Source organism: Pelagibius sp. Alg239-R121, assembly GCF_947331435.1.
Lineage (GTDB): Bacteria > Pseudomonadota > Alphaproteobacteria > Kiloniellales > Kiloniellaceae > Denitrobaculum.
The window spans coordinates 468,651-485,061 of sequence record NZ_CAMZOF010000005.1; the positions used below are offsets into that span (position 1 = coordinate 468,651).

Annotated in this window: 18 protein-coding genes; 13 read left to right on the forward strand and 5 right to left on the reverse strand. The window is 58.2% G+C overall.

The features are described 5' to 3' along the window. Window positions 1–59 precede the first annotated feature (59 nt). Window positions 60–1,640: an ABC transporter substrate-binding protein gene (locus QMZ18_RS18480; protein ID WP_322097233.1), complete on the reverse strand. Its 1,581-nt coding sequence runs from the start codon at window positions 1,638–1,640 to the stop codon at window positions 60–62. Window positions 1,641–1,740: 100 nt separating this feature from the next. Between QMZ18_RS18480 and QMZ18_RS18485 the strand changes: the two genes are divergently transcribed. Then, window positions 1,741–2,406 carry a DUF1028 domain-containing protein gene (locus QMZ18_RS18485; protein ID WP_282607806.1) on the forward strand — a complete coding sequence of 222 codons (666 nt, stop codon included), beginning with the start codon at window positions 1,741–1,743 and terminating at the stop codon, window positions 2,404–2,406. Then, window positions 2,399–3,628 carry a M20 family metallo-hydrolase gene (locus QMZ18_RS18490; RefSeq protein WP_282607807.1) on the forward strand — a complete coding sequence of 410 codons (1,230 nt, stop codon included), beginning with the start codon at window positions 2,399–2,401 and terminating at the stop codon, window positions 3,626–3,628. The genes QMZ18_RS18485 and QMZ18_RS18490 overlap by 8 nt, the downstream gene beginning before the upstream one ends. Before the next feature lie 208 nt (window positions 3,629–3,836). Here QMZ18_RS18490 and QMZ18_RS18495 read toward each other — a convergent pair whose 3' ends face one another. Continuing rightward, complete coding sequence (locus tag QMZ18_RS18495) at window positions 3,837–4,466, reverse strand: LysR family transcriptional regulator (RefSeq protein ID WP_282607808.1); 630 nt, start codon at window positions 4,464–4,466, stop codon at window positions 3,837–3,839. Between the two features lie 160 nt (window positions 4,467–4,626). On the opposite strand from QMZ18_RS18495, the gene QMZ18_RS18500 reads away from it, so the two are divergent. From QMZ18_RS18500 to QMZ18_RS37085, 3 genes are all read left to right on the forward strand, one after another. Further along, window positions 4,627–5,010: a RidA family protein gene (locus tag QMZ18_RS18500; protein ID WP_282607809.1), complete on the forward strand. Its 384-nt coding sequence runs from the start codon at window positions 4,627–4,629 to the stop codon at window positions 5,008–5,010. Next, complete coding sequence (locus QMZ18_RS18505) at window positions 5,007–5,507, forward strand: L-2-amino-thiazoline-4-carboxylic acid hydrolase (RefSeq protein ID WP_282607810.1); 501 nt, start codon at window positions 5,007–5,009, stop codon at window positions 5,505–5,507. The genes QMZ18_RS18500 and QMZ18_RS18505 overlap by 4 nt, the downstream gene beginning before the upstream one ends. A gap of 157 nt (window positions 5,508–5,664) precedes the next feature. After that, window positions 5,665–6,081: a GFA family protein gene (locus tag QMZ18_RS37085; protein WP_367575956.1), complete on the forward strand. Its 417-nt coding sequence runs from the start codon at window positions 5,665–5,667 to the stop codon at window positions 6,079–6,081. Window positions 6,082–6,157: 76 nt separating this feature from the next. On the opposite strand, the gene QMZ18_RS18510 is transcribed toward QMZ18_RS37085, so the two are convergent. The 3 genes from QMZ18_RS18510 to QMZ18_RS18520 form a co-directional block, all read right to left on the reverse strand. Further along, on the reverse strand, window positions 6,158–6,700 hold the full coding sequence (locus QMZ18_RS18510) for a hypothetical protein (protein WP_282607811.1): 543 nt from the start codon (window positions 6,698–6,700) through the stop codon (window positions 6,158–6,160). Window positions 6,701–6,753: 53 nt separating this feature from the next. Beyond that, window positions 6,754–7,962, reverse strand: coding sequence for an NADH:flavin oxidoreductase/NADH oxidase family protein (locus tag QMZ18_RS18515; RefSeq protein WP_282607812.1), 1,209 nt, complete (start codon window positions 7,960–7,962; stop codon window positions 6,754–6,756). A gap of 78 nt (window positions 7,963–8,040) precedes the next feature. Then, window positions 8,041–8,349, reverse strand: a complete 309-nt coding sequence (locus tag QMZ18_RS18520; protein WP_282607813.1) for a helix-turn-helix transcriptional regulator — start codon at window positions 8,347–8,349, stop codon at window positions 8,041–8,043. Window positions 8,350–8,459: 110 nt separating this feature from the next. Between QMZ18_RS18520 and QMZ18_RS18525 the strand changes: the two genes are divergently transcribed. The 8 genes from QMZ18_RS18525 (at window position 8,460) to QMZ18_RS18560 (ending at window position 16,346) form a co-directional block, all read left to right on the forward strand. Beyond that, window positions 8,460–8,834 (forward strand): TOBE domain-containing protein, encoded by a 375-nt coding sequence (locus tag QMZ18_RS18525; RefSeq protein ID WP_282607814.1) that lies wholly within the window; start codon window positions 8,460–8,462, stop codon window positions 8,832–8,834. 76 nt (window positions 8,835–8,910) lie between these two features. Further along, window positions 8,911–9,687, forward strand: a complete 777-nt coding sequence (locus QMZ18_RS18530) for a FadR/GntR family transcriptional regulator (RefSeq protein WP_282607815.1) — start codon at window positions 8,911–8,913, stop codon at window positions 9,685–9,687. Between the two features lie 165 nt (window positions 9,688–9,852). Further along, on the forward strand, window positions 9,853–10,905 hold the full coding sequence (locus QMZ18_RS18535; RefSeq protein ID WP_282607816.1) for a sugar ABC transporter substrate-binding protein: 1,053 nt from the start codon (window positions 9,853–9,855) through the stop codon (window positions 10,903–10,905). 9 nt (window positions 10,906–10,914) lie between these two features. After that, entirely contained in the window at window positions 10,915–11,763 is an 849-nt protein-coding gene (locus tag QMZ18_RS18540; RefSeq protein ID WP_282607817.1) for an ATP-binding cassette domain-containing protein, read from the forward strand. Continuing rightward, the gene (locus QMZ18_RS18545; protein WP_282607818.1) at window positions 11,738–12,973 is read left to right on the forward strand and encodes a sugar ABC transporter permease; all 1,236 of its coding nucleotides are present in this window, start codon (window positions 11,738–11,740) and stop codon (window positions 12,971–12,973) included. The genes QMZ18_RS18540 and QMZ18_RS18545 overlap by 26 nt, the downstream gene beginning before the upstream one ends. Window positions 12,974–12,982: 9 nt before the next feature. Then, complete coding sequence (locus tag QMZ18_RS18550) at window positions 12,983–13,426, forward strand: hypothetical protein (RefSeq protein ID WP_282607819.1); 444 nt, start codon at window positions 12,983–12,985, stop codon at window positions 13,424–13,426. A gap of 15 nt (window positions 13,427–13,441) precedes the next feature. Next, the gene (locus QMZ18_RS18555) at window positions 13,442–15,061 is read left to right on the forward strand and encodes a GMC family oxidoreductase (protein ID WP_282607820.1); all 1,620 of its coding nucleotides are present in this window, start codon (window positions 13,442–13,444) and stop codon (window positions 15,059–15,061) included. A 115-nt stretch (window positions 15,062–15,176) separates the two neighbouring features. Next, window positions 15,177–16,346 (forward strand): mandelate racemase/muconate lactonizing enzyme family protein, encoded by a 1,170-nt coding sequence (locus QMZ18_RS18560; RefSeq protein WP_282607821.1) that lies wholly within the window; start codon window positions 15,177–15,179, stop codon window positions 16,344–16,346. Window positions 16,347–16,411: the final 65 nt, after the last annotated feature.

The following is a 16,411-nucleotide window of genomic DNA, read 5'->3' on the forward strand; positions in this document are numbered from 1 at the left end:
CTCACTCTCAACAGGCCGTAAGCTTCGGGCCGGAACAAGCCGGCCCGGAGTTTCACAGGTCAGTTTTTCACGACCTTCTGCAGATGCAACAGAAACGAGGGTTCCAGCCCAAAGTTCTTGACCCGGTCGCTCGTCACCGCATTCTGCTTCCAGTTGGCGACAAAGACCCAGGGCGCATCTTCCTGCACGATGGACTGCATCTCGCGATACAGACGGGCCCGTTCTTCCTGATCGGTCGCGGTGCGGGCGGCCTCAAGCAGCTTGTCCACCTTTTCGTTGGCGTAGTAGCCGGAGTTGAATCCGCCATCTGCCGGCCATGCTTTTGAGCGCAGGGCCAGGTAGGGCAGCGTGTCGGGGTCGTTGGTCATCCAGGCCATCTCGGCCATGTCGGCCTTGCCTTCCAGACCGGGGTTCACTTCACCCAGGAAGGTGTTCCATTCGTAGGTCTCGATCTTGACGTCAAAACCAACCGCCTCGAGATCGGCCTGAATGGCGGTACCCATCGGCACCGGATCGAGCATCCCCGATCCGCCTTCGGTCACATAGAAGGTCAGCGTCGCACCGTCGGCGCCGGCTTCCTTGATCAGCGATTTGGCCTTCCCTGGATCGTAGGGATAGGGCTCGAGCGCGTCGTTATAGGCCCAGGCGAAGGCGGGCGGCGTTGGGCCCGCGGCGACGGATGCGGTGCCTTCCAGCACGTTGTTCACGATGGCTTCCTTGTTGATCGCGTAGTTTGCCGCCTGACGCACCCGCTTGTCGGCAAAGGGACCCTCCTTGGCATTCAGTATCAGGAACCATACGTGCGGGCCGGCCTGCTCAGCGACGGAAAACCTGTCACCCTCGAACTCGCCCAGAGAGGTGGGAGGCACTTCGACCATCATGTCGATACCGCCGGCCAGCATCTCGGCCACGCGGGTGTTGGCGTCGGTTATCGGACGGAAGACCACGGCCTTTGTGCCGGCGGCTTCCCCCCAGTAGTCATCGTTGCGTTCGACCACGACGGCCTCGTTCGAGCGCCATTCGGCAAATTTGAAGGGACCGCTGCCCACCGGGTTGCGGCCAAACTCCTTGCCGCTGGCCTTCACCGCCTCGGGCGAGACGATCAGGCCGGTGGGGTAGGCGAGGTTCGACAGGAAGGGTGCATAGGGGGCGTTCAGCGTGAACTTGACGGTGGTGGCATCGACGGCTTCGGTCGATTGCACTGCGCCAAAGAAGAACGACAGCGGGAAGGGGCCGGTGTCGTGGTAGGGGTGTTTTTCATCCAGCATACGGTCGAAGTTGAATTTCACCGCTTCGGCGTTGAAGGGCGTGCCGTCGTGGAACATGACGCCGTCGCGCAGTGTAAAGGTGTATTCGGTGCCGTCCTCGTTGATCGACCAACCGGTCGCCAGCGACGGCTCAACTTCAAGTGTGCCGGATTTGTAACGCGTCAGACCCTCGTAAACATTCACAAGAATCCGGAAATCATTGACCGCTGTTACAGCCGCCGGATCCAGCGATTTCGGTTCCGCGATCTGCCCTACGATCAAAACATCCGGCGGAGTCTGCGCGGCGGCAGTGATCGGCAAAGCGGCAGCGGCGACGACCGCTCCGGCCGCTGCAACCATGAGACCCCTTCTGGTCCAGGATAGAAGATTCATTTCAGTTCTCCCTGTTGGAATTTTATCGCTCTATTTATCATGATAAATTGCAAAGGTCAATTTATCATGATAAATACCAAGCTCTCAACTAAGGTGAATTATGACGTTTTCGATTCTTGCACGTGACCCCGGCACCGGCGCCGTGGGCGGAGCCGCAGCCACCGGCAGCCTTTGCGTCGGCGGTTGGGTTTTGCGCGGTGACCTTTCGGCAGGCCTCTCTGCGAGCCAGGGGGCTTCACCCTCGACATTTTGGGGCGAAGACGTGCTGTCCGTGATGCGCGCCGGGTCAGACGCTCAGAGCGCCGTGGAGCAGGTGACATCCGGCGACAGCGGGCGCGAACACCGCCAACTCGCGGCCCTTGATCTGCAAGGAGATGCCGGCGCCTTCACCGGAACGATGAACCAAGATGTAAAGGGGAGCGTCGTGTTCAAGCAGGGGATTGCTGCGGGAAACATGCTGAGTAATCAAGATGTTCTGCAGGCGATGGTCTCATGTTTCACCGCGTCCGGAGGCTCTTTCGAGCAGCGTCTGCTCGCCTCGCTCGAGGCTGCACGAGACGCGGGCGGCGATTTTCGAGGCCTGCTGTCTGCCGCGCTTCTGATCCTTCATCCGGACCGGCCGGCTTTGACCCTTCGGATCGACCACCATTCCGATAATCCTGTGGCGGCGCTCCGGCAACTCTATGACCGGGCCACGAGCGGCGCCTATGCCGATTGGGCGCGCCAAGTGCCCGTTTTAAACGATAAGGAGCGTATTCTTGACTGATTGGGGCGCGCGCGCTGAGGCGCTGTTGATCGAACTGTCGCATCTTTCCGAACCAGGCCCCGGTGTTACGCGGCTACCTTTCACACCCGAACACAGAGCCGCCCTTGATCTGCTGTCCTCTTGCATGGAGACCGCAGGCCTGAAGGTTTCGCTGGACGACGCCGGAACCTTGGTCGGGCGTCTGGCGGGACCGCCGGAAGGCGGCACGTTTCTGATGGGATCGCATCAGGACTCAGGGCGTGAGAGCGGTGCTTATGACGGAATCATGGGCGTGGTCGTGCCTCTTATTGCGCTCGAGAAACTTAGAGCCGACGGCGTCAAGCTGCCATTTTCGGTCGAGATTCTCGCCTTCGCCGACGAGGAAGGGGTGCGGTTTCCCACGGCACTGCTGGGATCACGGGCGCTCGCGGGCAGCTATGACTCTTCCGTTCTTGATATGAAGGATGACTCCGGCGTGTCACTGCATGACGCCATGGTGTCGTTCGGCTTGAACCCCGGAGCGATCGGCGAGTTAAGACGCGACCCGAAGGAAACCATTGGCTTTCTTGAGACGCACGTTGAACAGGGTCCGGTCCTGGAACGGCAAGGCGAAGCCATCGGCATCGTAACCGCGATCTGCGGTATCGAACGTCATCAGATTTCGGTTATCGGGGAAACCGGGCACGCGGGCACCTTGCCGATGGAAGACCGTCGGGATGCGCTTGTCGGGGCCGCTGCGGTGGTGACCGAAGTCAACCGGATTGCCACAAGTACATCGGATCTGCGCGCCACGGTTGGGGCGCTTTCGGTCGCGCCAAACGTTGTAAATGCCGTGCCACGTGCGGTGCAGTTGACCGCCGAAATCCGATCGCCTGAGGATGAAACGCGTCAGGCTGCGGGTGACAGGCTTCATCGCTTTGCCCAGCAGCTTGCCGATGACACCGGCCTGCAGATCGACTGCAAGCGCACATACAGCCAAGCGGCGCAGCCTTGTTCGCGTGATCTGTCGAAACATCTGGAAGACGCGATGCCGCAGGCAGGCGGACCTTGTATTTTCTTGCCCTCGGGCGCCACGCATGACGCCTCGGCCATGGCGGACCTGTGCCCCGTTGCCATGCTTTTTGTGCGGTGCCGGGGGGGCGTCAGCCATAGGCCGGAAGAATTCGCATCTTCCGGGGACATGAACGCTGCCATTAACGTCCTCGCTGGTTTTTTGATATCAATGCGGAAAAATCCGGCTTGAGAGCGAGTTGAAGCGGTCTTTAACATCGACTCAGTCCCGATCAGCAAGTCCCCGATCCAGATTGCGGCGAGTGCTTGGCTGGAGCTTTTTAGGCGTTAGCGCATGTCGCGTTTGATTGCACTCTCTAGTCGATCCGAATGCGTTGTGCTCCGCAGACGTAGCCTCGGACCGCCTTCGAATATACCTATTCAATTGAACGCGACATGCGTCAATTGCCGTGCGATAGATGATTGTCGTGGACGGGGAGCGGACCTTCGCTGCAGATGCGCATCAGGTCATGCAAGATGGCCTTGGACTGACTACAGTCGGCCAGACCGGGTTTGCAAACGAAGTGCAAGGCTTCTGGGCTGCTTGCGATTGGGATGATGACGAGGGCGAGCTCTCCGTATGGACCTCCGCCCGGTCGGATAAGGCAATCAATTTCGTTGGTCCGGAGCTTTTCGACATCCCTGGTTTCAATCCAGTCCCGGACGTGATTGCGCAGACCGTCGCTGTGATTTGGCCAATTGGCCGGCAACATTGCCTTAACTGCTGAACACATACCGACCCTGAATTTCTTGCTGTTGATCCGGGGCGCGATTGTTTCCGTGGCTTGAGTGAGGTCCTCAAAGACTTTTGTGATCGAAGGCAGATAGGTTTCGCCTTCGCGCGTCAGAAGCAGCCCGTGCGGCAGACGGCGGAACAAATAAACGCCCAATGAGGTCTCAAGTTTTTTCACCTGTTGGCTTACGGCGCCGGCGGTTACGCCAAGCTCGCTCGCTGCGGTCTTGAAGCTGAGATGCCGGGCCGCGGCTTCGAAAGCGCGCAGCGTATTCAATGATGGAAGCCTGTAAGTCATCTCGTCTCATCTCGTTTCTACTCGGCCCAGAATGGCATAATAGGCCGCGTCTGCAGACTTAGTAATTCTATCCCTCCAGAAGAGGTCTTTTGCTTTGTGAGATACTGGTTTCGGCCCGTAGCCTTGCAGCTGTGTTTGGAGCAACGAAAGAAGACTTTGCATGACTGTAGACTACATCTCATCACCACAAGCCCACGACTTAAAGAGCGGATATGCCCAGTGCGTCGCCGTATCAAGTCACACGCGGACGGTTTACGTCAGCGGGCAAATACCGGTGCGGCCGGATGGATCCTTGCCGGAGACCTTTGTCGAGCAAGCCGAGCAGGCATGGGCAAATGTCGAGGCACAGCTCAACGCGGCGGGTCTTGGGATGGTCAACATCGTCCGGCATACCACCTATCTGTCGGACCGAAAGTATCGCGCTGAAAATAGCGCCGTGCGCCGCAAGGTGCTGAACCCGTACGAGCCGGCCTTGACGGTTATCATCGCCGGTATCTTTGATGAAGCCTGGTTGTTGGAAATTGAAGCGGTGGCAACAGAATGACCCAGAGTGGAATGACCCAGACAGACAAAAACACCCTTCACTACAGCGCCGTGAGAGATCGCGGCAGGATTTACCTTGCTGTGTTTCGTGAATTGTCACAGCGCTACGGCGAAGCCGAAGCAATCAGTGTGATGCAAAGTGCCAGCCGGGCGCATGGGCTCGAAGTCGGTGCGTCGCTGGCGCATCTTGCCCCTCGGGACTTCTCGGGAATGCTCGAAGAGTTTTTTAAGGGCCCTGATGAGGGCGTTACCTATTCGCCCGAGGTCAAAGAGATCAGCGACAGCAGTCTTGATGTTCAAATGATGACCTGTCCGCTCAAGGACGGATGGCTTGATATGGGGTGCAGCGATGAAGAGGTCTGCACGCTCTTGAGCTGCGCCACCGCCTTCGATAAAGCGGTGTGGGAGGAGGCCGGGTTCGATTATGAGCTTGAAATCTGGGCGCCTGGCAAAACCGGCTGTTGCCGTACGAAACTGACGGAAAAGTCTCAGTCCTAGGCCGTACCCTTCGGCAGCGTGCTTTGTTCTGCGCTGCCGTCATTCGCGCGTTTTCCAGCGAACTGCCGAACTGTGCTGTCGCGCTGCCTTTGAGAAGGTATGAAATCAAGCCAAATTCGAATAGCTTTGGTTGATCGCAAAAGAGTTGGACTGACCAATGCCCAAAGAAATTGCCGCGTCTTGCCTTTGCGGGGAGGTCCAGATTTTATGTGGCAACCCTGTTGGGAGGGGAAGCTATTGTCATTGCGAGGATTGCCGAAAGTCCACGGGCAGTGCGTTCAGTGTCGCCATTCCTTTCGAAGTCGATCAATTTCGTGTGCTCGGAGGCAGGATCGGCTCCTTTACGAAGCATGCCGATAGTGGAAACGAACTGACCCGCAACTTTTGCCTGGATTGCGGTTCTCCGCTTTTTGGGACGTCTCCCGAGCATCCGGGCCGGGTCTATGTAAAGGCTGGAATTCTCGACCTTCAGTCACTGGTCCAACCAACTCATCAGAGTTGGTGCCAATCAAAAGTCGAATGGTCAGAAATTGACCCGGCGCTTCCGTCCCATCCCAAGGGTAAGACTTATTGAACGGCGGCAAATTGAACGGCGGCAAAATTGGCAGAGCTGTTATTGGTGGGCGCTGCAGTGAACATTTTTTTGCGACCTATCTTTCGGATGCGGAATGCTGCCGGTGCGCGGCTGGAATTGCTGACATACTTCGTTTGGAGATCGAGGTTTCTACGAACCGAACAAATTCTTCGTCAAATACCTTCTTTCCGTATGGACCTTTCTGCCAACAATTGCGCATCGGTGGAACGGAATAAAAAACCGATATGATATTTTCCAACTCCTTTAGATCACCACTTGTCTTGATGGATTTGTACTGTCCCCAGTGCACCCACATCCAAGCTTGGCACATATTGTCAACTTGGACCGCACCGGCCGCACTTACCTTCATCTCTTTCCCTAAGCCTTCATAGACCGTCTCCAGGCTGGCTGATTGCATCCAGAGTTCACTCAGCTGAGCATTATCCGCCATCGCAAGTACGTTTTCTCGAACGCCGATTGCTCGGGCCGTCCGAGAGGCGTCTGCTGCTGCGATCCGCGCAAACCGAATTTGAACCGCAAGATACAGGAGTGAAATGACCACTGCGATCCCGCTGGCGGTTTGCGAGATTTCCGAAACTAGGTTCCAGTTCCAAGGCATAATTGTCGGTCCTTTGGTTCGCCGGAATTCGTTCTCACCATCATCCTGTTACGTCACTTCGAAAACTTTTTCCGCCATCTGATCGAGCGTTCAGCGTCCCGCGCATCGTAAATCTCCAAAGCTTCGGCAGGCTCAAGATCAAATTGGTTCTCGTTGTCTTCACCCAGCGCAGTGAGACGCATCGAGTACCACGCGGTCACACCGCCGCGGGGTGGAGCATCGAACTTCGGAAACTCGGGATCGCCGCCACTTTCGCTCAACCATGTGTCCGCAAGTCGCGGATTGAGGACCATTGCTCTGGCGAGGCTCACGGCATCGGTACAACCAGTGTCGATGGCAGTTGCGGCCTGATCTCTCGTCTCAAACCCTCCCGTTGTCATGATTGGGATAGACGTCGCCTCTTTGGCTCGCTTTGCGAAGTCGATAAAGTAAGGTCCGGATGAAGACGTGCTGTCGGAGCTTGCTGCTGCCCCCGGGAAGTACGTGCCGCCACTGATGTCGATCAGATCAATAGAAGTTTGATTGAGTATGTGAACGACCTCCAATGCCTCGTCTTCAGTGAAACCGCCAGCAAGTTTATCCGTCGAGTTGATCTTGATGCCGATCGGGTACGATTCGCCAACGGCCTGCCGAACCGCGCCTATGACTTCGCGGATAATGCGGAAGCGCCCTTCGACCGAGCCGCCGTAAGCATCCGTTCTGTGATTGAATAAAGGCGAAAGGAATTGGCTGAACAGGAACCCGTGGCCAGCATGGATTTGCACGCCGCCAAATCCTGCATCTTTCGCGAGTTTCGCGGTTCTTGCATATACACCGGGCAATTCATGAATGTCGTCCAGTGACATACCTTCGCACTGCAGGCCCTCGACATTCAGCGCAGACGGCCCTTTTGGCCAGCTGATTGGTAAATGCGCGAGTGCGCCTGCGTGGCCAAGCTGCGGCCAAATCTGTGCTCCCTTTGCTGAGCCTCGTTTCGCTAAAGTCTGCAAGGCCTGCAGATTGGCATCAGCCGTAACAACAAGATTGCCGGGTTTCTCGGGAAAGCGAGAGTCGCCCTGAACCTCGCCAATAAGTGACAGGGCAGCACCGCCTTCGGCCCAACGCTCATAAAGCCGCGTCTGTGCTTCAGTGGGATTTCCCTCGCCGTCGCCAAGCGAGTCGGACATTGCCGACTTGATCAAACGATTTTTCAGGACAACGCCACAAGGCAGCTCCAGGGGATGCCCTAACACAGATGTTGGCTTTACGGTTTGTTGTGTCACTTTATTTCTCCATCGAGATATTTCGATATTCCACTTTTCGCACTCACAGATTAGCTCCGGACTAAGAATTTCCGTCTATCAGGGTTTCAGAAGTTCATTCTGAACAGCCGCGAGGAACGCGCGAATATTTTCTTCGTCGCGCCGATAGAACGTCCATTGTCCGTGACGCTCGGCGACGACAAACCCTGCTTGCTTGAGCAGCCCCATATAATTTGAGATCGTGGACTGGGAGAGTTTTGCCTTCTCCTGAATATAGGCGACGCATACTCCGTCCAAATCAGCGTGCTCCGGCAACGCAGGAGGAAAGTTCGTACGGTCTTTCAGCCACTCCAAAATTCGGCGGCGGACTGGATTGTTTAAGGCTGCGATCGATTTCTCTAAGTTCATAAATCGAAATATCTCGATATTTAGTTTAAATGTCAAGCCCTGGCCGCAAGGTGAACCTCGCCTGAAAAACTTGGGTCGAATAAAAGTGGACGTTCGTCGTCGGCCCGTCGATGAACACGATCCCGATGGTGGCGAAAGCCGGCGAGGCTGGACTGGTTATGGATGCGCCCGACTTGACCATCCCATTTTTGCGCGAGGATGGTCATCAGGTGTTGCCCGGCCAGACGGTGGTTGTCGGCGTGCGGCCCAGGGACATAACGCTTGTAAATCCGTCTTCCACCGACGCGATGACGGCTCACGCATCAGTCGAGGTTGTGGAGCTGCTGGGTGCCGACGCGCTTCTTGCACTCAAAGTCGGAGACCGGGAATTGATGGCCGAGGTTGGTGGAGTTGCGCTGCCCGAGGTCGGGCAGTCTGCCAAAATCGCGTTTAATCCGAAGGCTTTGCACGTATTCGACGAAACGTCCGAACGCGCGCTTTGCTAGAGCATGTTCTGAGCGAATGGGCGACGAAAAGAAAAACATCTGGACAAAGAAAACATCTGATGTTTTGAATTATCCTATGTCTGAGTTGATTTACTATGATCTCAAGGATGCCGTCGGCGTTGCGCCAAGCCTCGCGACCCATGTGTGCCGGGAACTTGGGCGCCGGATCGTAAGCGGTGTTGTCCGCGAAGGCGATCTGATTGACGATGAAACCCGGCTTGGCAAACGCTTCGGTGTCAGCAAGTCCGTTGTGCGCGAAGCCGTGAAGCTTCTCGTCGGCAAGGGCCTTCTGGAAGTGCGGCGGGGCAGTGGGACAAGGGTTCGCCGGCGGGCCAGCTGGAGCCTTCTGGATGACGATGTGTTGGCCTGGCATCTCTCGGCCGACCCGCGACCGGATTTCCTGCGTCAGTTGATGGATATCAGACGGATCATCGAACCCAATGCCGCTGCCTGGGCGGCGACATATGGGGCGGACGATGCGCACGCCGAGATCATGAAGGCTCAGGAAAAGATGGAGGAAGAGGCGCGTTCGGTCGAGGAGTTTGTCGTAGCCGATGCTCTGTTCCACCGTGCCGTGCTGCGCGCTGCGAACAACGAAATCCTGCTTTCCATGGAAGGCGTGATCTTCTCGGCTCTGCTCAGCTCGATCCGTCTGACGAATACGGACCCGCGCGAGAACGAAGGCTCCATCCCCTTCCATCGCCAGGTTGCCGAGGCGATCGTTGTGCGGGACGCGACGCTTGCGGAAAGCAAGATGCGCGCACTCCTGACAGACACGACTGTTCGGCTTGATGAAGCGACGGGCGGACTCACCACCGCGAAACACAAGGAATCAGAAACGGCCGCGAAATAACGGCAAATACAATCCACGAATCCGACTTGGTGGCGGATTGCGTGGCCGCGTTACGAGCCAGAGCTGAACCAGGCTCGCAACGCACTCAAAATCCCGAGATGGGGAGATTTAACCACCAGATACAACCGGCGCGAAGACGCCTGATGAACCTTCCAGGAGGATATGATGTTTTCCAATGTTATGAAAGGGTTGCTTGCAACCACTGCCGCAACTGTCGCCATGTCCGGCGTGGCCTCGGCCGACATGGTCGCCTTGCTTCTTCCCGAGAACGTGAACCCGCGTTGGGAGCAGCAGGACGCCGCCGCATTCGTCGCGACGATGGGCAAGATTGCGCCAGAGATCAAAGTCGAAGTTTTCAACGCCAACAACGACACATCTGTGCAGCAGCGGCAGGCCGAACAGGCGTTGACGCAGGGCGCAAAGGTGTTGGTCGTCATTCCGATTGACGGCGAAAGCTCGGCCATCATCGCAGATACGGCAGCCGAGGAAGGCGTGCCGACGATCGCCTATGACCGGATGATCAACTCACCCAACACCACGTTCTGGGTGCAGGCCGATCTGGAAGGCATGGGATTTGATCAGGCGATGCACGTGATCGAGAACACCAAAGACGGTGACACGCTCGTCATGCTCAAGGGCTCGCCCACCGATCCCAATGCCGCCGTCATCCATAACGGTCAACTTCGCGCCCTGACCCCGCTTTACGAGAGCGGCAAACGGGTCATGGGTTACGAGAACTGGACGCAGGGCTGGGATCCGGCGATTGCACGGCGCTCAATGGATCAGGCGCTGACCAAATTGAACAACAACGTGCAGGGCGTTGTGTCTTCGAATGACGGCAACGCAGGCGCCGCCATTGCGGCGATGGAAGAACAAGGCATGGCAGGCAGTGTTCCGGTCTCGGGCCTGGATTGCACGGTGCAGGCGCAACAGTTGATGCTGCTCGGCAAACAGACCCAGTGCGGCTGGCGTCCTCTTGCCGACATGGCCGAGGCAGCGGCAAAAGTGACCGTGCGTCTGGTCAATGGCAAAGACTTCTCGGATCTGGCCTCGCAAACCGTCAAGAACGGCGTCGGCGCTGAAGTGGCCTATGTGCCGGTCGGTTCCTACTCGGCTGTCGGAGCAGACGGCGTTGCCTATGTGGTCGAAAACGATCCGTCGATCACCAAAGACATGATCTGTCAGGGTGAAGCCGCAGCGACGAATTTCTGCAAATAAGACGGCTCAATGTCTTTGGAAAATAAACCGGTGGGGCGTGATGCTCCACCGGCCCACCCTCCGCCAACCCACCTTCGTGTTGAGGGTATTCAAAAGCGCTTCGGCGGTGTCCATGCCTTGCGCAGCGTCGACTTCGAGGTGGCGCGTGGTGAAGTCATGGCGCTGGTGGGGGATAACGGTGCGGGCAAATCCACGCTGATGAAGGTTCTGGCTGGGGCCTACACCGCCGACGAGGGACAGTTCTTCCTTGATGGCCAGCCAGTGACCATCGGCAGCCCGAACGACGCAACCGATCTGGGCATTCAGATCGTTTATCAGGATCTGGCGCTTTGCGAGAATCTCGACGTGGCGGCAAACCTGTCGCTTGGCGCAGAGCTGGTTAAGCCCGGATGGGGATTTCTGCCGCACATTCTACAGCCGCTCGATGAGCTGCAGATGGAATTGAAGGCAAGGAAGGCCATTGACCGGCTCGAGGTGCGGACGCTGCAATCGGTCCGGAACAAGGTCGGCGGGCTGTCGGGCGGGCAACGTCAGGCCATTGCCATCGCGCGGGCCGTCGGAGCCGAAAGCACAGTCGTGATGCTGGACGAGCCGACCGCCGCTCTCGGTGTCGCTCAGACAAAACAGGTGCTCGAGGTCGTGAAACGCCTGCGCGAGACGGGCCACGCGGTTGTCTATATATCGCACAACATGCGGGACATATTTGAGGTTTCAGACCGCATATGCGTCCTGCGCCACGGCGGCAATGTCGCCACTTACACCACGTCAGAGACGGATCCGGACAAGATTGTCGCTGCCATGACGCGCGGCCTTGATGATGGGGCAAGTCGTGATGACGGGGCAAACAATGCAGCCTGAAGCCCAGCTTTCCTTTCTCGACCGTTTTCGGGCCATGCGCGAAACCCGGTTTGGGGCCTTCGTGCCCGTACTTTTGGCGTTGGCGGCGATTTGGGCCTATTTTGGACTGGCCCTGCCGTTCTATGATTTGCTGTCGGGCGAGGCCGAGAGCTTCCGCTCGATCTTTCTCAGCCCCCGTAACATCTACAACCTGTTCATGCAGTCCGCCGTGATTGCGACGCTGGCTGTTGGAATCACGATCGTCCTGCTTTTGGGCGATATCGACCTCTCCGCCGCCGCGACCGCAGGCGTTTGCGCGGCTCTTCTTGGCGTTCTCGTTCTGGCGGGCGTACCGGGCTGGTTGGCCTGTGTGATGGTGATGGCGGCAGGCATCGTTATGGGCGCGGCACAGGGTCTTTTAGTGGCCTACGTGGGCATCCCATCCTTCGTTGTGACTCTTGCCGGTTTGCTCGGATATCAGGGGTTGATGCAGAAGATTCTGCCGACCGGGAACCTCAATGTCGGCGATGAATTTGTCCGCGGCATCGCCCGTGTTCTGATCCCCGACTTGTGGGGCCTTGCAATCGGCCTGATCTGTGTCGCGGCTTTCGCCACACTTAATCTGCGCAAACAAGCGCAGCGGAAGGCGCGCGGCCTGGAGCTTGACGCGCCCCTCGCGCTCTGGGGGCAAGTGATCGTTTTCTCGGGTCTCGTCATCACCATCATTCTTACCTTAAACGCTTACCGTTCCCTGCCGCTTTTGCTGGTTCTTCTTGTAGGCATCACCGCATTGCTGGGATGGATTACAACATCGACCCCCTTTGGGCGCTCGTTGTTTGCGGTCGGTGGCAATCCGGAATCTGCGCGCCGCGTCGGCATGAAAGTAAAACGTATCCGCGTCGCAGCATTTGGCATCGTGGGCCTCATGGCCGCCATCGGTGGCATCTTCGGGGCCTCGCGTTTTGGTTCGGTTTCCTACACCGCGTTCGCCGGCGGCTCGCTGTTATTGGAAGCCATCGGCGCGGCCGTGATTGGAGGCACTTCGCTTTTCGGTGGGCGGGGATCGGTCTGGAACGCGATTTTAGGCGCGCTGGTCATCGGCTCGCTCGGCAATGGGCTGGATCTGACCGGGGCAAGTGCGGCCGACAAGCTGATGGTCTCGGGCGCCATTCTTTTACTGGCCGTGGCAATTGATGCGGTGTCCCGCTCGGGCAGCAATGGAGGACGATAGGAGTTGCGGATGATGGAAAACTGGACTGGAAGAGAGCGCACGCAGCTGGACGCCATCCTCGATCAACTCATACCGGCGAACCGGGACCGAAACATCCCGGCTGCGGGCGAGCTTGGGATCGCCGACTTCCTCACAGCCGAGGCCAACCAGAATTCCGATCTTTGCGCGGCCGTATCAGCGCTGCTCGCCAAGGCGGCAAAGTTGGAGGGCGGCACGTCTCCCGATGTCGTCCGACAGCTGGAGGCTGCTCTGCCCCGCGAATTCAAAAAGCTGCTGATTGCGACTTACAAAGGCTATTACAGCCGCCCCGACATGCGTGCGTGCTTCGGCGTTGGCGAGCACCCGGTTCACCCTGAAGGCTATGGCGTTCCGCCCGAGCCTCCGGAAGTGATAGCGGAGTTGACCGCGCCGGTCCGGGCGCGCGGCCCCTTCTATCGCGATCCGGCGCGCTGACCCAGGGGCCCTGATATGGCAAACGAGCCGGTTGACGTTTTGATCATTGGCGCTGGTGCCTCCGGCGCCGCCATTGCCTGGTCGCTTCTGGAAACCCGGATGCGGATCCTCTGCCTGGAGCAGGGCGCCCACCTGAGCGACCAGGATTTTCCGTCCCGCCGAGAGGACTACGAACTCGCGCGCTATGCCGAGTTCTCCTGCGATCCGAATGTAAGACAACTGAAGCAGGACTATCCGATCAATTCGCAGGACAGCTGCATCACGCCGGTCAACTGGAACGGCGTCGGCGGTTCGACCATCAACTTCCTGGGCCACTGGCCGCGGATGAAGCCCTCGGACTTCCGTACCAGGACGCTGGACGGCGTTGGCGAAGACTGGCCGGTCGATTATCACACACTGGCCCCTTTTTATGACATCAACGATCAGAACACGGGCGTATCCGGCCTCGGTGGAAACCCGGGTTATCCGGAGTACACGCCTCCCTTGCCGCCAATTCCGATCGGCAAGCTGGGTCAGACACTGGCCAAGGGGTTCAACGAAATGGGCTGGCACTGGTGGCCGTCCGACGTCTCGATCCTCAGTCAGGATCGCGATGGCCGTCAGAAATGCGTGAATGCGGGCACCTGTGATCTGGGCTGTGCGGCGGGCGCAAAGGGCGGCACCAACTTTACCTATTGGCCGATGCTGGAAAGCGCGGGTGTCGAGCTTCGCACCGAATGCCGCGTGCGCGAGATCCAGGTGGACGAGAACACGGGCTTCGCCAAGGGCGTGCTCTATCACGGGCCGGACGGGCAACTGCACGAACAGAAGGCTGAGCTGGTAGTCGTCGCCTGCAATGGCGTCGGCACACCGCGCCTGCTTCTCAACTCCAGCTCAAAGCTCTTTCCCGATGGTCTTGCGAACCGGTCCGGGATGGTAGGCAAGAATCTGATGTTCCACCCGCTGACCGGAGTTGTGGGCGTCTTCGATGAACCGATGAAGGGGCACGAGGGGCCGATGGCCTGTTCGATCCTCAGCCAGGAGTTTTATGAATCCGATCCCTCACGTGGTTTCGTGCGGGGTTACGGGTTGCATTCAGGTCGCTCCACGACGCCCATGACATACGCTCTTGGCGGCTATGGCATCGACAATCCGATACCCTGGGGGGCCGAACATCGTGAGATCATGGACAATGTCTATCCCTATCTCGCCGGATTGACAGTGGTGAGCGAAGACCTGCCGGAAGAGCACAATCGTGTCACGCTCGATCCTGAACTGACCGACAGCGATGGTATTCCGGCGCCCAAGATCACCTACAGGCTTGGCGAAAACACCCGCAAGATGCTGAAGCACGGCGAGGAACGGGCGACCGAATTACTGCTGGCGGCGGGCGCGCGCAGGATCTTGGGAAAAAGCGACGACAAGGTATGGTGGCGCGCGGGCTGGCATCAGATGGGTACCTGCCGGATGGGCGACAACCCCGAGACCTCCGTGGTGAACGGCTGGGGGCGAAGCCACGACGTGAAGAACCTCTTCATCGTCGATGGCTCGATCTTCGTGACGGCGGGAGCGGTCAACCCGACCTCGACAATTCAGGCGCTGGCGCTTTACATCGGCGACAGCATCAAGACCAACATTGAAACGCTATTTGATTGAGGCCGCTCATGGAATATCCAAACAAGATGCATATGGGCAGGATTGCTCAAGTCCGGCACGGCATGCCTCCTCTTGCGGTCAAGCGGACCGATCGCGCCTTGAATCGGAGGTCCGCATGAAGATCACCGCAGTTAAGAGTCATGTTCTGGCTTATGACTTGCCCGAAGAGTTGGGCTATTCCCAACTCTATTACGCCAAGCGCACGGCGCATCTGGTCGAGGTGGAAACCGACGAAGGCGTGACCGGCTGGGGCGAATGCTTTGGTCCGGGCAATATCGCCCTGGCCAACAAGGGAATCGTCGAAAAGGTCATCCAGCCGATGATCCTTGGCGATGACCCTTTGGACCGGGATGTCATTTGGCACAAGGTCTATAACATGACCCGCGACCACGGGCAGAAGGGAATGCCGATCCAGTCGCTCTCGGGGGTCGATATCGCGCTTTGGGATATCGCGGGCAAGGTCGCCGGTCTGCCGGTCCACAAGCTGATCGGCGGCGCGCATCGGCGCGAGGTCAGGGCCTATGGCTATGGCATGATGCTGAAACGCGAGAGTCTGGAAGATCACATCGCGCGCTTCGCCGACGAAGCTGCAGCAATCAAAGACATGGGATTTACCGCCGCCAAGATGAAGGTGGGGCTCGGCCCGAAGAACGACGTGAAACTCTGTCAGGCCGTGCGCCGGGGCGTTGGCGATGACTTTCCTTTTATGGTCGATGCCAACCATTGCTACACGACCTCGGACGCCTTTTATGTGGGACGCGCACTGGAGGAGCTCGAGCCCTATTGGTTCGAGGAACCTGTTGCGCCAGAAGATCTCGACGGTTATCGGGAGCTTAGGGCCGGACTCAGCATCAACATCTCGGGCGGCGAGGCGGAGTTCGGCCGCTGGGGTTGGCGTCAACTCTTGGAGAACCGTGGCCTCGACATCGCACAGCCCGAAGTCTGCGGCCTGGGCGGGATCACCGAGTACCTGCGTGTCCTGACGCTCTGTCACGCCCATTTCACGCCAGTGATCAACCACGTCTGGGGGTCTGCGGTATCAGTTGCGGCAAACCTCCAGCTCCTGGCAGCAATTCCCGCCATGCCCGGCGGCCTCCATCCTTGGCAGCCCTACCTCGAGTTCGACACCACGGACAACAAGTTCCGCGATGAGCTTCTGAAGGAGCCGCTGGACATCCAGGGTCAGGTCAAGTCGACAGGCGGTATGGTCCAGGTCCCGACCGGCGCCGGCCTCGGCATCGAACCGGATCGGGACTACATCGAACGCTTTACGGTTTCGGAGTAGTCTCAGACGCCAGTCTCTCATTCGACTGTACATGCGAGTGGAGTGAAAGGCGGGTTTCCACATCG

What these genes read in the sequence shown, in the direction of transcription:
- QMZ18_RS18480 (WP_322097233.1), bottom strand. Translation starts at nt 1,640, where the DNA reads ATGAATCTTCTATCCTGGACCAGAAGGGGTCTCATGGTTGCAGCGGCC.
- QMZ18_RS18485 (WP_282607806.1), top strand. Translation starts at nt 1,741, where the DNA reads ATGACGTTTTCGATTCTTGCACGTGACCCCGGCACCGGCGCCGTGGGC.
- QMZ18_RS18495 (WP_282607808.1), bottom strand. Translation starts at nt 4,466, where the DNA reads ATGACTTACAGGCTTCCATCATTGAATACGCTGCGCGCTTTCGAAGCC.
- QMZ18_RS18500 (WP_282607809.1), top strand. Translation starts at nt 4,627, where the DNA reads ATGACTGTAGACTACATCTCATCACCACAAGCCCACGACTTAAAGAGC.
- QMZ18_RS18505 (WP_282607810.1), top strand. Translation starts at nt 5,007, where the DNA reads ATGACCCAGAGTGGAATGACCCAGACAGACAAAAACACCCTTCACTAC.
- QMZ18_RS37085 (WP_367575956.1), top strand. Translation starts at nt 5,665, where the DNA reads ATGCCCAAAGAAATTGCCGCGTCTTGCCTTTGCGGGGAGGTCCAGATT.
- QMZ18_RS18510 (WP_282607811.1), bottom strand. Translation starts at nt 6,700, where the DNA reads ATGCCTTGGAACTGGAACCTAGTTTCGGAAATCTCGCAAACCGCCAGC.
- QMZ18_RS18520 (WP_282607813.1), bottom strand. Translation starts at nt 8,349, where the DNA reads ATGAACTTAGAGAAATCGATCGCAGCCTTAAACAATCCAGTCCGCCGC.
- QMZ18_RS18525 (WP_282607814.1), top strand. Translation starts at nt 8,460, where the DNA reads ATGAACACGATCCCGATGGTGGCGAAAGCCGGCGAGGCTGGACTGGTT.
- QMZ18_RS18530 (WP_282607815.1), top strand. Translation starts at nt 8,911, where the DNA reads ATGTCTGAGTTGATTTACTATGATCTCAAGGATGCCGTCGGCGTTGCG.
- QMZ18_RS18535 (WP_282607816.1), top strand. Translation starts at nt 9,853, where the DNA reads ATGTTTTCCAATGTTATGAAAGGGTTGCTTGCAACCACTGCCGCAACT.
- QMZ18_RS18540 (WP_282607817.1), top strand. Translation starts at nt 10,915, where the DNA reads ATGTCTTTGGAAAATAAACCGGTGGGGCGTGATGCTCCACCGGCCCAC.
- QMZ18_RS18545 (WP_282607818.1), top strand. Translation starts at nt 11,738, where the DNA reads ATGACGGGGCAAACAATGCAGCCTGAAGCCCAGCTTTCCTTTCTCGAC.
- QMZ18_RS18550 (WP_282607819.1), top strand. Translation starts at nt 12,983, where the DNA reads ATGATGGAAAACTGGACTGGAAGAGAGCGCACGCAGCTGGACGCCATC.
- QMZ18_RS18555 (WP_282607820.1), top strand. Translation starts at nt 13,442, where the DNA reads ATGGCAAACGAGCCGGTTGACGTTTTGATCATTGGCGCTGGTGCCTCC.
- QMZ18_RS18560 (WP_282607821.1), top strand. Translation starts at nt 15,177, where the DNA reads ATGAAGATCACCGCAGTTAAGAGTCATGTTCTGGCTTATGACTTGCCC.